The organism is Halomonas sp. THAF12 (assembly GCF_009363675.1).
In the GTDB taxonomy this organism is placed as follows: domain Bacteria; phylum Pseudomonadota; class Gammaproteobacteria; order Pseudomonadales; family Halomonadaceae; genus Halomonas; species Halomonas smyrnensis.
In genome coordinates this window covers 264,146-278,819 of the sequence record NZ_CP045399.1, presented here as the reverse complement: position 1 = coordinate 278,819, position 14,674 = coordinate 264,146, and the positions used below count along the sequence as shown (strand labels likewise).

The following is a 14,674-nucleotide window of genomic DNA, read 5'->3' as shown; positions in this document are numbered from 1 at the left end:
GCCGATCAGATAATTCATTGTGGACACTTGCCGGGTGGCGGTGACGTCGTCGATTAAGGAGGTGATCCAGCCGCAGGTTCCCCTACGGCTACCTTGTTACGACTTCACCCCAGTCATGAACCACACCGTGGTGATCGCCCTCCGAAGTTAGGCTAACCACTTCTGGTGCAGTCCACTCCCATGGTGTGACGGGCGGTGTGTACAAGGCCCGGGAACGTATTCACCGTGCCATTCTGATGCACGATTACTAGCGATTCCGACTTCACGGAGTCGAGTTGCAGACTCCGATCCGGACTGAGACCGGCTTTATGAGATTAGCTCCCCCTCGCGGGATTGCAGCCCATTGTACCGGCCATTGTAGCACGTGTGTAGCCCTACTCGTAAGGGCCATGATGACCTGACGTCGTCCCCACCTTCCTCCGGTTTGTCACCGGCAGTCTCCCTAGAGTTCCCGACCGAATCGCTGGCAAATAGGGACAAGGGTTGCGCTCGTTACGGGACTTAACCCAACATTTCACAACACGAGCTGACGACGGCCATGCAGCACCTGTCTGAGCGTTCCCGAAGGCACCAATCCATCTCTGGAAAGTTCGCTCGATGTCAAGAGTAGGTAAGGTTCTTCGCGTTGCATCGAATTAAACCACATGCTCCACCGCTTGTGCGGGCCCCCGTCAATTCATTTGAGTTTTAACCTTGCGGCCGTACTCCCCAGGCGGTCGACTTATCGCGTTAACTGCGCCACAAAGGTCTCGAGGACCCCAACGGCTAGTCGACATCGTTTACGGCGTGGACTACCAGGGTATCTAATCCTGTTTGCTACCCACGCTTTCGCACCTCAGCGTCAGTGTCAGTCCAGAAGGCCGCCTTCGCCACTGGTATTCCTCCCGATCTCTACGCATTTCACCGCTACACCGGGAATTCTACCTTCCTCTCCTGCACTCTAGCCTGACAGTTCCGGATGCCGTTCCCAGGTTGAGCCCGGGGCTTTCACAACCGGCTTATCAAGCCGCCTACGCGCGCTTTACGCCCAGTAATTCCGATTAACGCTTGCACCCTCCGTATTACCGCGGCTGCTGGCACGGAGTTAGCCGGTGCTTCTTCTGCGAGTGATGTCCTTCTTGCGGGGTATTAACCCACAAGCGTTCTTCCTCGCTGAAAGTGCTTTACAACCCGAAGGCCTTCTTCACACACGCGGCATGGCTGGATCAGGCTTTCGCCCATTGTCCAATATTCCCCACTGCTGCCTCCCGTAGGAGTTCGGGCCGTGTCTCAGTCCCGATGTGGCTGATCATCCTCTCAGACCAGCTACGGATCGCGGCCTTGGTGAGCCATTACCTCACCAACTAGCTAATCCGACATAGGCTCATCCGATAGCGCAAGGTCCGAAGATCCCCTGCTTTCCCCCTTGGGGCGTATGCGGTATTAGCTTGAGTTTCCTCAAGTTATCCCCCACTACCGGGCAGATTCCTATGCATTACTCACCCGTCCGCCGCTCGACGCCTCCTAGCAAGCTAGGATCGTTTCCGCTCGACTTGCATGTGTTAGGCCTGCCGCCAGCGTTCAATCTGAGCCATGATCAAACTCTTCAGTTAAAAGTCTGATAGTTCCTAAGGTGGAACCAAACCTGGTTCAAGATTCAAACGTCTCTTTGACGAGTCGCTTGTCTTGATATCTAGTGACTGGTCACCGACATCCCGACAAGCGCCCACATGAATTATCTGATCGATTGTTAAAGAGCCGCTCGACTCGCATTGGAGAAGAGCATCTTGCGTTCCCGACCGCTTGGCCAGTGCCTCGCAAGGAAGGCGTATTCTACGTGATCGGCGCGTCGTGTCAACCGGTGATCTTCAAGCTCTCGAGAGAGCGAAGCGGATGACCGAGCGTGCGGCTTCAGCGACTGAAGCGGCGTTCGACCGAGCCCTCAGCGGGCTACCGTAGCGAGTGGCGGGCATTTTACCGATCCCGCTGACCTTGTCAATCGAGCGTTTCCGACAACCGCCGAAAAACCTCAAGAAAAACAAGCGCTTTTGCCACTCATCACCGCCTGCAACGTTGCCCGTCGCCGGCAGCGGATGCGTACTCTACGGACTTCCCCGGGATGGTGCAAGGACTTTCTCGCCACCATCAACATGCACCATCGGGGTGCCGCCCGAACGGCACCCCGATGCCGGCATCATTCGCCGATGGACAGACGGACCGTGCCGCGGTTGCTGCCGAAGGCGCTGATCTCCACCTCGTAGGTGCCGGGCTGCAGGCGCTCAGAGATCCGCGAACCGAACCCGAGGCCGGTGGCATCGTCGTTCTGCTCGTCGATGCCGTTGCCGGTCAGCCGCATGACGGTATCCACGGCGCTGGACGTGCTTTCGAGCACCACGTCGCGCGCCTCTTCCACCACCAGCCGGTAGGAGAGTCGCCCGCCGAGCGCCATCTGGCCGTAGACGGTCTCGCCCGGCGCGACTTCCCCGCCGTCGCTCATGCGCCCCTCGAAGGGAGAGGCATCGGCGCTCAGGGTATAGATGCCGCTGCCGCTGTAGCTCTGCACCTCCAGGGTGTAGGTGCCGGGCTCCAGCACGGTGTTGATCAGCGAGTTGCGGTCGCCGCCGCTGTCGTCGTCGCTGAGCTCGACGCCCTCACCCTGCAGAGACAGCATCGGGTCGAAGTCCAGCGAATCGAGCGCCAGATTCACCTCGGCGGTCTCCTCGACGGTGAAGCGATAGCGGTTCTCGCCGACGCCGACGTACTGCCCGCGCACTTCCTCGCCGCTGGCGATCGGCCCGTCGTTGCGGAACTCACCGTCGAACTCGCCGCGCCGCATGGACAGCTCGTAGTCGCCGCCGGTGCCGTCGTAGCTGGTCACCTCGACGCGGTAATCGCCGGCCATCAGCACCGTCTGTACCCGCGAATCGGTGCCCATGCCGCCGTCGTCGTTACTGATATTGGTGCCGCTGCCGATCACGTTCAGCAGGGCATCGAAGGCCGAGGAACCGAGGTCCAGGGTCACCTCGGCCGCCTCGTCGAGATGCAGGGTATAGGTGTTCGACACGCCACCCTCGAGGCCGCCATTGATGCGATCCCCGTCGCGCAGCGGCCCGCCGTTGCGGCGCCCGTCGGAGAGATCACGCCGCTCGGCGACCAGCTGATAGGCGCCGCCGGTGCTCAGCACCTGACTGGCGCACTCCGTCGCCGCGACGTTGGGCTTGGCCGCCCGCCCCAGCCGGACGCGGTAGTCGCCGGGCTCCAGGTAGGCATCGAGGCGCAGCTCGCCGGGGGCGCAGGACTCGGCCCGCTGATTCACGTCCTCGCCGGCGAGATGCATGTCGAGCCCCTGCTCGCCGGACAGCGCCAGGTTGAGGTGCGCGGGCGCGTCCAGGCTGAGCGAGTATTCGGCCCCGCCGTCTTCCAGCCGGCCGATCAGCGGCCGATCGGCCACCAGCCCTTCTTCCGCCTCGGCCGCCTCGGCCGCGAGCGTGTAGGGGCCGAAGGCGGCGCCATCCTGCCCGTTGATCACGACCAGGGTGCAGCGCTGCGCCTCGGGCGCGCTCAGCAGGATCGCCGGCTCGCCATCGGGGCCGCTCTCGGCCGAGCCGATCCAGTGCCCCTCGTCGTCGAAGGCCGCCAGCGAGGCGGCGAAGGGCGCGTCCAGCGTGTAGCGATAGCGCTCCGCCTCGCCGCTGCCGCACATCCAGTGTGCCGAATGGCGCGTGCCGTTGTTGAGATTGACCGGGCTGGTCGAGGTCAGCTCGCCTTCGATGCTGTCGCCGGCCTGCATCTCCGGCGCCGAGACGAAGCGCGCCTCGTCGTCGCCGCAGCCTGCCAGCAGAGTGAGCCCGACCAGGCCCGCCAGCAGGCGGCCCGATGAGACGCCGAGGCGCCGAGTTCCTTGAAAGTCCACGTCATGTCTCCCTACGTAGTGACGATGCCCCGCAGAGGCGGGACAGCCGCACTATAGCGGAAAACGCGGCCTATCGAGGGGTCTCAGGCATCGCCGCCACGCAGGCGCGCCTCGGTCACCAGCGACTCCGGCCCGAGATCGGCGATGGTGCGTGCGCCGGTGAGCGTCATGGCCACGCGCATCTCCTTGTCGATCAGCTCGAGCAGGTGGGCCACGCCCGCCTCGCCGGCGGTGGCCAGCGCATAGATGAAGGCGCGCCCCAGCAGCACGCTGTCGGCGCCCATGGCGACCATGCGCACCACATCCAGCCCGCTGCGGATGCCGGAGTCGGCCAGGATCGCCAGGTCGCCCTTCACCGCGTCGGCGATGGCCGGCAGCGCGCGGGCGGAGGACGGCACGCCATCCAGCTGGCGGCCGCCGTGGTTGGAGACCACGATGCCGTCGGCACCGAAGCGCACCGCGTCGCGGGCGTCCTCGGGGTCGAGGATGCCCTTGATGATCATCGGGCCGTCCCAGAGCTCGCGAATCCACTCCAGGTCCTTCCACGAGATGGAGGGATCGAAGTTGTTGCCGAGCCAGGCGATATAGTCCTCGAGCTCCGTCGGCTGGCCGCGGTAGTCCGAGACGTTGCCCAGATCGTGAGGACGACCGTGAATACCCACGTCCCAGGCCCAGGCAGGGCGGGTCATGGCCTGCAGCATGCGCCGGATGCCGCCGTGCTTGCCGCTCATGCCGGAATGGGCATCGCGATAGCGCGCCCCGGGCACCGGCATGTCGACGGTGAAGACCAGCGTCTTCACGCCGGCGGCCTTGGCCCGCTCCAGCACATGCTTCATGAAGCCGCGGTCCTTCAGCACGTAGAGCTGGAACCAGAGGGGACGATCCAGGGCCGAGGCGACCTCATCGATGGGGCAGACCGATACCGTGGACAGCGTGAACGGGATGCCCTTCCCCGCCGCGGCCCGGGCCGCCTGCACCTCGCCCCGCCGGGCGTACATGCCGGCCAGCCCCACGGGCGCCAGGGCGACCGGCATGGCCATGGACTCGCCGAACAGCTCGGTCTCGAGCGACAGCGAGGACATGTCCTTCAGCACGCGCTGGCGCAGGCCGACCTCGCCGAGGTCCTCGACGTTGCGCCGGAGCGTATGCTCGGCATAGGCGCCCCCGTCGGCGTAGTGAAAGAGGAAGGGCGGAATGCGACGCTTGGCGGCCTGGCGATAGTCCGTGGCGGCGGAGATGATCATGGCGGGCCCTGTACAATGGATGAGCGATCGATGAAGGCCGGCGCGGGCTCCGCGATGAGGCCAGGAAGGTCATCGGCGCGGGCGCACGCGGGCGCAAAGAAATCTCTCCAGTCGGGCGGCACTTCGGCACAGCGCGGGTCGATCGACGCCTCATGAGTCATGATTGGTCAAACCAATTGACATCGACTGGTTACCGCACCCTATGGCCCGACCACGAGGGTGTCAAAACCCTGGCCGACGAATGCGCTTATACCTTGGTATTAAGCCATGAAAGACGCCCCGCAAGCCCTTGAAAAACCAGCATAATGGCAGGCGGCAGAAAACGCGCCATATTGGTAATACCAATTGAATGACGCTACCATGCGCCGAAAGCCCTCGCGCCCAGGAACGCCGCCATGTCCTACCACCCCCTGCGCCAGCCGCGCCTCGCCGACGTGATCACCGAACGCCTCGAGGCACTGATCCTCGAGGGCAGCCTCAAGCCCGGCCAGCGCCTGCCACCGGAGCGCGAGCTGGCCGAACGCTTCGGCGTCTCGCGCCCCTCGCTGCGCGAGGCGATCCAGAAGCTCGCCGCCCGCGGCCTGCTGCACAGCCGCCAGGGCGGCGGCACCTTCATCACCGAGGACCTGCACAGCGGCTACAGCGACCCGCTGCTGGAGATGCTCTCGCGCCACGGCGAGTTCCACCTCGACCTGCTCGAGTTCCGCGACGCCATGGAAGGGCTCTCCGCCTACTACGCCGCGCTGCGCGCCACGCCCACCGACAAGGCGGTGCTGCTGCAGCGCTTCGAGGAGCTCGAGGCCCGCTTCCTCGCCCAGGACCCGGCCGAGGAGGCCAAGGCCGACGCCGCCTTCCACCTGGCCATCGCCGAGGCCGCCCACAACGTGATGCTGCTGCACACCATCCGCGGCATCTTCCACCTGCTCGAGAAGAGCATCGTCGACAACCTCGCGCAGCTGTTCGCCAAGCCCGACGCCCGCGAGCGGCTGATGGCCCAGCACCGCGCGCTGCTCGATGCCATCCTCCAGGGCCGCGCCGAGGAAGCCCGCGCCTGCGCCCACGACCACCTGGTCTACGTGGAAGAGAACCTGCTGGCCGCGGCCCGCGCCGAGACCCGTGCCCAGCGCTCGCTGCGTCGCGCCCAGTCGATGCCGGCGGCCGATGCCTGAAAGACGCATGACGACCGCCTCGCCGCCGCCTCGTCGCCGCCACCTGCGCCTGCTGCTGGCCCTGATCGGGCTGGCCGGCCTGGCGCTGTGCCTGTGGCAGACCGCCCAGGTCGCCCGCGAACAGGCGCTGCAGGCGCTGCACGACGACGCCGAGAACGAGCTCCGCCTGTCGGTGGCCGGGCTCACCGGGCATCTGTCGCGCCACGACTACCTGCCCGAGCTGCTGGCCTCGCGGGAGGCCGTGAAGCGCTTCCTGGCGACGCCGACCCGGCAGGACCCGATGCCGCTCAATCGGCTGTTCGACCGTTTCCGCGCCACCGCCGACGTCTCCGACATCTACCTGCTCGACCGCTTCGGCGACACCCTGGCGGCCAGCAACTGGCACCGCGCCGACACCTTCATCGGCCAGAACTACCGCTTCCGCCGCTACTATCAGGAGGCCATGCAGGGGCGCGCCGGCCGCTTCTTCGGCCTCGGGGTGCAGTCCCAGGAGCGCGGCTACTATTTCTCGGCACCGATCTGGCTCGACGACACCGCCCCGAACGCCCGCCCCGACGGGGTCATGGTGCTCAAGGTGCTGCTGCACCGCGTGGAGGAGAGCTGGGCCGAACAGGACGCCGAACTGCTGGTCACCGACAACGACGGCGTGGTGTTCATGGCCAGCCGGCAGGAGCTGCGCCTCACCGCCATCGAGCCCCTCGACGAGGCCGAGCTCGCGGACCTGCACGCCTCGCGGCGCTACGGCGACGCGCCCCTGCCGCCCACCGGCCTGCGCGAACGCGAACGCCGCGGCGAGCGCACCCGGGTGGTGGACTTCACCGAAGGCCCGCTGGCCGGCGAGCGCTATCTGAGCCTGACCCGCGCCATGCCCACCTTCGGCTGGGACATGCACATCCTCAAGCCGCTCACCCCCGTGGTCGATGCCCAGTGGCTGGCCGCGGCGCTGGCGGGAGGCCTCTACGGCCTGGTGGCGCTGGGCGGCGGTATCGGCTGGCAACGCCGGCGGCTGCGTCGCGAACGCGAACGCTTCGCCGAGCGCGAACGCCGCACCCTGGCCCAGGCCCGCGACGAACTGGAGCGCCACGTCGAGGCGCGCACCCGCGACCTGACGGCCAGCAATCGCCGGCTGTCCGACGAGATCGAAGAGCGTCGCCTGGCCGAACAGCGCCTGCGCGAGACCCGCGACGAGCTGGTCCAGGCCGCCAAGCTGGCGGTGCTCGGCCAGCTGGCCGCCGGCATCAATCACGAACTCAACCAGCCGCTGGCGGCGATCCGCGCCTACGCCGAGAACGCCCGCGCCTTCATCGCCCGCAGCCGCAGCGAGGCCGCCGACGCCAACCTCGGCCAGATCGTCGAGCTCACCGAACGCATGGCCGAGATCAGCGCCCAGCTGCGCCAGTTCTCGCGCAAGAGCGGCGACAGCCTGACCGCCGTCTCGGTCACATCCTGCTTCGACTACGCCCTGAGGCTGTTCCAGGCCCGGCTCGGCGAGAGCGAGGTGGCCGTGGCGCGCCGCTGGCCCGACGACGAGCTCTGGGTGCGCGCCGACCCGGTGCGCCTCGAGCAGGTGCTGGTCAACCTGATCGGCAACGCCCTGCAGGCCATGGCCGAGACACCGGCGCCGCGGCTGATCCTCGAGATCGCCGCCGAGGGCGACCGGGTGCGCCTGGCGGTAGCCGATAACGGTCCCGGCATCGCCGAGGATCGGCTGTCGCGCATCTTCGAGCCCTTCTACACCACCAAGGCCGCCGGCAGCGGCCTGGGGCTGGGCCTGTCGATCTCGGCGCGTATCATCGACGACCTGGGCGGTCGCCTCGAGGTCGCCAACGGCGCCGAGGGCGGCGCCCGCTTCACCATCACCCTGCCCCGCGACGCGGGCACCGACACCCCGGCATCCAGCGAGGAGCGGCAATCCCATGCATGAGTCCCCGGCGACCCCGGTGATGATCATCGACGACGAGGCACACCTGCGCATCACCGCCGGCCAGACCCTGGAGCTGGCCGGCTACGCGCCCCAGGCCTTCGAGCGCGCCGAGGACGCCCTGGCGGCGCTGACGCCGGACTTCCCCGGCGTGGTGATCAGCGACATCCGCATGCCCGGCATGGACGGCATGGCGCTGCTGCGCGAGATCCGCCACCACGACCCGGACCTGCCGGTGGTGCTGATCACCGGCCACGGCGACGTCTCCACCGCGGTGGCGGCGATGCGCGACGGCGCCTGGGACTTCCTCGAGAAGCCCTTCGCCGGCGAGCACCTGGTGGAAGTGGTGCGGCGCGGCATCGACAAGCGTCGGCTGAGCCTCGAGAACCGCACCCTCAAGGCCGAGCTCGAGGCCCAGCAGTCGGCGCCCGGCCCGCGCCTGGTCGGCCGCACCCCGGCGATCCAGCGGCTGGCCTCGATGGTCCAGCGCATCAGCCAGGTCGAGGCCGACGTGCTGCTGTTCGGCGAGACCGGCGCCGGCAAGGACCTGGTGGCCCGCGCCATCCACGAGCGCAGCGCCCGCGGCGGCCGCCCCTTCGTCGCCATCAACTGCGGCGCGGTGCCGGAGAGCACCATCGAGTCGGAGCTGTTCGGCCACGAGAAGGGCGCCTTCACCGGCGCCGTGGAGCGGCGCATCGGCAAGTTCGAGCACGCCCAGGGCGGCACCGTGTTCCTCGACGAGATCGAGTCCATGCCGCTGTCGCTGCAGGTCAAGCTGCTGCGGGTGCTGCAGGAGCGCAGCATCGAGCGACTGGGCTCCAACCAGGCGGTCCCCCTCGACATCCGCGTGATCGCCGCCACCAAGGTCGACCTCAAGGCCGCCGCCGAGGCCGGCGACTTCCGCGAGGACCTCTACTACCGGCTCAACGTGGTGACCCTGCCGATCCCGCCGCTGCGCGAGCGCCGCGAGGACATCCCGCTGCTGTTCCAGCACTTCGCGGTGGTGGCCGCCAACCGCAGCGGCCTGGAGGCGCCGCCGCTGGACGCCGCCGGCACCTCCGCGCTGCTGGCCCACGACTGGCCGGGCAACGTGCGCGAGCTGCGCAACCTCGCCGAGCGCTACGTGCTGCTGGGCGTGACCTGCGACTACCGGCTGGAGGCGCTGCTGGAAGGCGGCGACAACGAGGGCGGCGAGCTGCCGCTGCCGCGGCAGGTGGAGCTGTTCGAGAAGAGCCTGATCAGCCAGGCCCTGGCCCGCCATCAGGGCCGCGTCAGCGAGGTCTGCGACGCCCTGGACGTGCCGCGCAAGACGCTCTACGACAAGCTGAAGAAACATGGCCTCAAGGCCGAGGACTACCGCCAGAACGCCGAGCCCTGAGCCACCAGATCGACCAGCGGCTGCCAGGGCGGCAGCCAGGGGGAGAGACTCGCGATCACCGCCAGCATGGCCAGCGAGTTGCCGGGCTGGCGCCAGTCGAAGGGCTTGAGCGCGGTGCCGAAGGAGCGCTTGAGGCGCGCCCCGGTGAGATCGACGCTGTACAGCTCGTCGAGCAGCAGGTGGATCACGAAGCCCAGCGCCAGCGCCGCGCCATAGACCCAGGCCTGCCGGTCGGGCAGCGCGAACAGCCGATGGCTGAGCGCGGTGGCGGTCAGCCCGCACAGCGCCGCGGCCAGCAGCGAGTGCCAGATGCCACGATGCACGGTGAAGCGGCAGAACAGCGCCCCGCCCAGATAGCGCACCGCCAGGTAGATGCCGCCGCAGGCCACCATCATCGGGCCCGGTTCCATGCGGCCCTGCAGCCACAGCGCCCCGGCCACCACGGCCGGGATCGCCAGCAGGTTGAAGATCAGGCGAATGGCCTTGGAGCGGTCGGCGTCGATGTCGGGAAGGATGCCGCCGAGGGTGATCAGCGCGAGGACGGGCAGCCCCTCGGAGAACGCCCACAGCCCGGCCTGCCAGCCGCCGTGGGCGACCACCGCGCCCAGGGTCGCGGCCACGCCGAGGTGGGTTCGGAAGTCGGCCATGCCCGCGGCGCCTCGCTGACTGGATAAAACAACAGTTTAGCGCTCGGCATGGCCAAAGAAAACAAGCGGTTGGCGGGTTACGCCTTTATTGCACATCCGGCTTGCCCGGAGATGCCCGGCCGGGACGAGCTATCGAACCGGCTCAACAGTTCCTGAACGCCGCGGGTGGGCCTGCGAGCGGGGCCGGCCTTCCGGACACGCATGAATACGTCCCTGTAGCTCCCGGCGCCATCCCTGGCGCAGGAGGTCCTCTTCGGCCCGCCCGCGGCTTAGTCCGGATTCACGGCACACTGTCGATGACTCAGAACATCAGCCCTGCGCCAGATACTCGTCCTTCAGCTTGACGTAATTGCCGGCGGTATAGGGGAAGAAGGCGCGCTCCTTGTCCTTGATCGGGCGCAGCGCCTTGGCCGGGTTGCCGGCGTAGACGTGGCCGCCCTCCAGGCGCTTGCCCGGCGGCACCACCGCGCCGGCGGCGATGATCACCTCGTCCTCGACCACCACGCCGTCCATCACGATGGCGCCCATGCCCACCAGGATGCGGCTGCCCAGGGTGCAGCCGTGGAGGATCGCCTTGTGGCCGACGGTGACGTCGTCGCCGACGGTCAGCGGGAAGCCGTCCGGGTTGAAGTCGCTGGCGTGGGTGATGTGCAGCACGCTGCCGTCCTGGATGCTCACCCGCTGGCCGATGCGGATGCGGTGCATGTCGCCGCGGATCACCGCCATCGGCCACACCGAGCAGTCGTCGCCCAGCACCACGTCGCCCAGCACCGTGCAGGCCGGGTCGATGTAGACGCGTTCGCCCAGCTGCGGGCTCGTGCCCTTCCAGGGCCTCAGGGTCTTGGCTTCGCTCATCACACGCCTCCCGTCGTCAGATCAGTCCGGAGATCAATACTACCAGCGTCAGCGGAATCGACACCCAGCGCACCGTGGTGCGCCACACGCGAAAGCCGGTGGGCCCGGCGTCCAGGGCCCGCAGCGCTTCCACCTCGGGCAGCACCCAGGCGGCGAACACCGCGATCAGCGCGCCGCCGACCGGCAGGAAGATCTCCGGCGGCACCGTGGTCACCAGTTCGAAGACGTTCATGCCGAACAGCACATGGACGTCGGCCAGCGTAGAGAACGACAGCACCGACAGCAGGCCGACCAGCCATACCGTCACCCCCACCGCGGCGGCGGCCTGGCCGCGCTTCAGCCCCCAGCCCTGAAGCGTGGCGACCATCGGCTCGGCGAGGTTGATCGACGAGGTCCAGGTGGCCAGCAGCAGCAGCAGGAAGAACAGCGACAGCCAGAAGGCGCCGAACGGCAGGTCGGCGAAGGCCACCGGCAGGGTCACGAACATCAGCCCCGGGCCCTCGGCCGGGTCCATGCCCTGGGCGAACACCACCGAGAAGATGGCGATGCCGGCCAGCAGGGCGACGGTCACGTCCAGCACCGCGACCCCGGCCGCCGCCCGCGGCAGGCTCTGGTGGTCCGGCATGTAGGCGCCGTAGGCCATCAGCGCGCAGGCGCCCACCGCCAGGGTGAAGAAGGCATGGCCCATGGCATGGATCATCACCATGGGCGTCATCGCCGACGGGTCCGGCGTGAACAGCCAGGCCAGCGCCGGGCCGAAGCCGCTGGTGGTGGCGGCGTGGCCGGCCAGCACCAGCAGCAGCAGGTAGAGCAGCGGCATCAGCATGTTGTTGAGCCGCTCCAGGCCCTTGGTCACCCCGGCGGCCACCACCAGCATGGTCATCACCAGGAACAGGGTGTGGTTGAAGGCCATGCGGGCGGGGTCGGCGAGGAAGGCATCGAAGCCGGCGCCGATGCTGGCGGCGTCCTGGCCGACGAAGTCGCCGTTGATCGACGAGACGAGGAACTCGATGGACCAGCCCGAGACCACCGAGTAGAAGGACAGGATGCAGAACACCGTGAAGGCGCCGAACAGCCCCAGCCAGCGCCAGTGGCGGCTGTGTCCGGCCTGGGCCGCCAGGTGGCTGAGCGACTGCATCGGGCTCCTGCGCCCGGCGCGGCCGATCAGGATCTCGGCCATCATCACCGGCAGCCCCAGCAGCGCCACGAAGGCCACATAGAGCAGCAGGAAGGCGGCGCCGCCGTTCTCGCCGGTGATATAGGGAAAGCGCCAGATGTTGCCCAGCCCCACCGCGGCCCCGGTCACCGCCAGGATGAAGGCGCGGCGGCTGCTCCAGCGCTCCAGGGTCTCGTTCATCGCCTCGTCTCCGGCCTGAAGTTGCAAAGGGCGCCAAGCCTAGCACATTGAAACCCGGCCCGACCGCCCGCATCTTAGCGCTGTCACTCCTTTGCATCCCGAGGTGCGCATGTCCACGAACCCCCTGCTCGACGCCCACACCCTGCCGCCCTTCGCCGAGATCCGCCCCGAGCACGTGGTGCCGGCCATCGAGACGCTGCTGGCGGAGAACCGCGAGGCCATCGAGGCCCTGGTGGCCCGGGCCGAGCGGGAAACGCCCACCTGGGAGACCCTGGCCGCGCCGCTGGAGGCGCTGAACGACCGCCTGTCCCGGGCCTGGTCGCCGGTCTCGCACCTCAACGGCACCATGAACAACGAGGCGCTGCGCCAGGCCTACGAGACCAGCCTCGGCCTGCTCTCCGACTACAGCACCTGGCTCGGCCAGCACGAGGGGCTGTTCCGCGCCTGGCAGGCGCTCAAGGGCGGCCCGGCCTGGGCCGAACTCGACGAGGGCCAGCGCCGCACCGTGGACAACGCCCTGCGCGACTTCCGCCTGGCCGGCGTCGACCTGCCCCCCGAGCAGAAGCGCCGCTACGGCGAGATCCAGTCGCGGCTGTCGAGCCTCGCCAACACCTTCTCCAACCAGCTGCTGGACGCCACCCAGGCCTGGCACCTGGACCTGCCGGACGCCACCCGGCTGGCCGGCCTGCCCGAGAGCGCCCTGGCCACGCTGGCGGCCAACGCCGAGGCCAAGGGCCGCGAGGGCTACCGCATCACCCTGGACTTCCCCAGCTTCCTGCCGGTGATGACCCACGCCGACGACCGCGAGCTGCGCCGCGAGGTCTACACCGCCTTCGTCACCCGCGCCTCCGACGAGGGCCCCAACGCCGGCGAGTTCGACAACGCCCCGGTGATGGAGGAGACCCTGGCGCTGCGCCGCGAGCTGGCCGAGCTGCTGGGCTTCGCTACCTATGCCGACTACTCGCTGGCCACCAAGATGGCCGAGACCCCGGAGCAGGTGATCGGCTTCCTCGACGACCTGGCCAGCCGCGCCGTGCCCCAGGCCCGCGAGGAGTTCGACGAACTGGCCGCCTTCGCCCGTGACGAGCTGGGCCTGGCCGCCCTGGAGCCCTGGGACGTGGGCTACGCCAGCGAGAAGCTGCGCGAGGCGCGCTTCGCCATCTCCCAGGAGCAGCTGCGCCCCTACTTCCCCGCGCCGCGGGTGGTCGACGGCCTGTTCCAGGTGGTCGAGCGGCTCTACGGGGTGACCTTCGAGGAAGACGAGGACGCTCCGCGCTACCATCCCGACGTGCGCTACTTCCGCATCCTCGACGACGGTGCGCCGATCGCCGGCTTCTACCTCGACCTCTACGCCCGCGAGGGCAAGCGCGGCGGCGCCTGGATGGACGAGTGCCGGGTGCGGCGCCTGGAGGGCGACGCGCTGCAGCTGCCGGTGGCCTACCTGACCTGCAACTTCACCCGTCCGGTGGGCGACGCCCCGGCGCTGCTGACCCACGACGAGGTCACCACCCTGTTCCACGAGTTCGGCCACGGCCTGCACCACATGCTGACCCGCCAGACCGTCGCCGACATCTCCGGCATCAACGGCGTGGCGTGGGACGCGGTGGAGCTGCCCAGCCAGTTCATGGAGAACTACTGCTGGGAGCGCGAGGGCCTCGACCTGATCGCCGGCCACGTCGACACCGGCGAGCCGCTGCCGGCCGAGCTGTTCGACAAGCTGCTGGCGGCCAAGAACTTCCAGTCGGCGATGGGCATGGCGCGCCAGCTCGAGTTCTCGCTGTTCGACTTCCGCCTGCACCGCGAGGCCGCCGCGCCCTCCGCCGGCGACATCCAGGCGCTGCTCGACGAGGTGCGCGACGCCGTCTCGGTGGTGCCGCGCTCGGCCTTCAACCGCTTCCAGAACGGCTTCGGCCACATCTTCGCCGGCGGCTATGCGGCGGGCTACTACAGCTACAAGTGGGCCGAGGTGCTGTCCGCCGACGCCTGGAGCGCCTTCGAGGAGGCCGGCATCTTCGACCCCGAGACCGGCCGTCGCTTCCGCACCGAGATCCTCGAACGCGGCGGCTCCCGCGACGCCGCGGCGCTGTTCCGCGCCTTCCGCGGCCGCGAGCCCAGCGTCGAGCCGCTGCTGCGCCACAGCGGCATCCGGGCGGCCTGACCAAGCGGCCGAGACGGCCACCTGACCGATGTCATCGACACGGCGCGCCGGCC

General features: G+C 68.3%; 9 protein-coding genes and 1 rRNA gene. 4 read left to right on the top strand and 6 right to left on the bottom strand.

Going from position 1 to position 14,674, the window contains the following annotated elements:
• Window positions 1-54: 54 nt before the first annotated feature.
• The 3 genes from FIU88_RS01210 to lldD form a co-directional block, all read right to left on the bottom strand.
• Window positions 55-1,592, bottom strand: a 16S ribosomal RNA gene (locus FIU88_RS01210).
• A gap of 581 nt (window positions 1,593-2,173) precedes the next feature.
• Entirely contained in the window at window positions 2,174-3,892 is a 1,719-nt protein-coding gene (locus FIU88_RS01205; RefSeq protein WP_152477888.1) for a PPC domain-containing protein, read from the bottom strand.
• 83 nt (window positions 3,893-3,975) lie between these two features.
• On the bottom strand, window positions 3,976-5,136 hold the full coding sequence (gene lldD, locus FIU88_RS01200; protein WP_152477887.1) for an FMN-dependent L-lactate dehydrogenase LldD: 1,161 nt from the start codon (window positions 5,134-5,136) through the stop codon (window positions 3,976-3,978).
• 395 nt (window positions 5,137-5,531) lie between these two features.
• On the opposite strand from lldD, the gene FIU88_RS01195 reads away from it, so the two are divergent.
• The 3 genes from FIU88_RS01195 to FIU88_RS01185 are packed head-to-tail and all read left to right on the top strand — an operon-like array spanning window position 5,532 to window position 9,604.
• Window positions 5,532-6,305 (top strand): GntR family transcriptional regulator, encoded by a 774-nt coding sequence (locus tag FIU88_RS01195; protein ID WP_152477886.1) that lies wholly within the window; start codon window positions 5,532-5,534, stop codon window positions 6,303-6,305.
• 7 nt (window positions 6,306-6,312) lie between these two features.
• Complete coding sequence (locus FIU88_RS01190; RefSeq protein WP_152477885.1) at window positions 6,313-8,229, top strand: ATP-binding protein; 1,917 nt, start codon at window positions 6,313-6,315, stop codon at window positions 8,227-8,229.
• Window positions 8,222-9,604 (top strand): sigma-54 dependent transcriptional regulator, encoded by a 1,383-nt coding sequence (locus tag FIU88_RS01185; protein WP_152477884.1) that lies wholly within the window; start codon window positions 8,222-8,224, stop codon window positions 9,602-9,604. The genes FIU88_RS01190 and FIU88_RS01185 overlap by 8 nt, the downstream gene beginning before the upstream one ends.
• Here the strand turns inward: FIU88_RS01185 and FIU88_RS01180 are convergent.
• From FIU88_RS01180 to FIU88_RS01170, 3 genes are all read right to left on the bottom strand, one after another.
• Window positions 9,580-10,251: a metal-dependent hydrolase gene (locus FIU88_RS01180; protein WP_152477883.1), complete on the bottom strand. Its 672-nt coding sequence runs from the start codon at window positions 10,249-10,251 to the stop codon at window positions 9,580-9,582. The genes FIU88_RS01185 and FIU88_RS01180 overlap by 25 nt on opposite strands.
• A 309-nt stretch (window positions 10,252-10,560) precedes the next feature.
• Complete coding sequence (locus tag FIU88_RS01175; RefSeq protein WP_152477882.1) at window positions 10,561-11,106, bottom strand: gamma carbonic anhydrase family protein; 546 nt, start codon at window positions 11,104-11,106, stop codon at window positions 10,561-10,563.
• Window positions 11,107-11,122: 16 nt separating this feature from the next.
• Complete coding sequence (locus FIU88_RS01170) at window positions 11,123-12,463, bottom strand: sodium-dependent transporter (protein ID WP_152477881.1); 1,341 nt, start codon at window positions 12,461-12,463, stop codon at window positions 11,123-11,125.
• Between the two features lie 109 nt (window positions 12,464-12,572).
• On the opposite strand from FIU88_RS01170, the gene prlC reads away from it, so the two are divergent.
• On the top strand, window positions 12,573-14,621 hold the full coding sequence (gene prlC, locus FIU88_RS01165; RefSeq protein ID WP_152477880.1) for an oligopeptidase A: 2,049 nt from the start codon (window positions 12,573-12,575) through the stop codon (window positions 14,619-14,621).
• Window positions 14,622-14,674 lie beyond the last annotated feature (53 nt).

Coding starts and splice junctions, on each gene's coding strand:
- lldD (WP_152477887.1), bottom strand. CDS start 5,136: ATGATCATCTCCGCCGCCACGGACTATCGCCAGGCCGCCAAGCGTCGC.
- FIU88_RS01195 (WP_152477886.1), top strand. CDS start 5,532: ATGTCCTACCACCCCCTGCGCCAGCCGCGCCTCGCCGACGTGATCACC.
- FIU88_RS01190 (WP_152477885.1), top strand. CDS start 6,313: ATGACGACCGCCTCGCCGCCGCCTCGTCGCCGCCACCTGCGCCTGCTG.
- FIU88_RS01185 (WP_152477884.1), top strand. CDS start 8,222: ATGCATGAGTCCCCGGCGACCCCGGTGATGATCATCGACGACGAGGCA.
- FIU88_RS01180 (WP_152477883.1), bottom strand. CDS start 10,251: ATGGCCGACTTCCGAACCCACCTCGGCGTGGCCGCGACCCTGGGCGCG.
- FIU88_RS01175 (WP_152477882.1), bottom strand. CDS start 11,106: ATGAGCGAAGCCAAGACCCTGAGGCCCTGGAAGGGCACGAGCCCGCAG.
- FIU88_RS01170 (WP_152477881.1), bottom strand. CDS start 12,463: ATGAACGAGACCCTGGAGCGCTGGAGCAGCCGCCGCGCCTTCATCCTG.
- prlC (WP_152477880.1), top strand. CDS start 12,573: ATGTCCACGAACCCCCTGCTCGACGCCCACACCCTGCCGCCCTTCGCC.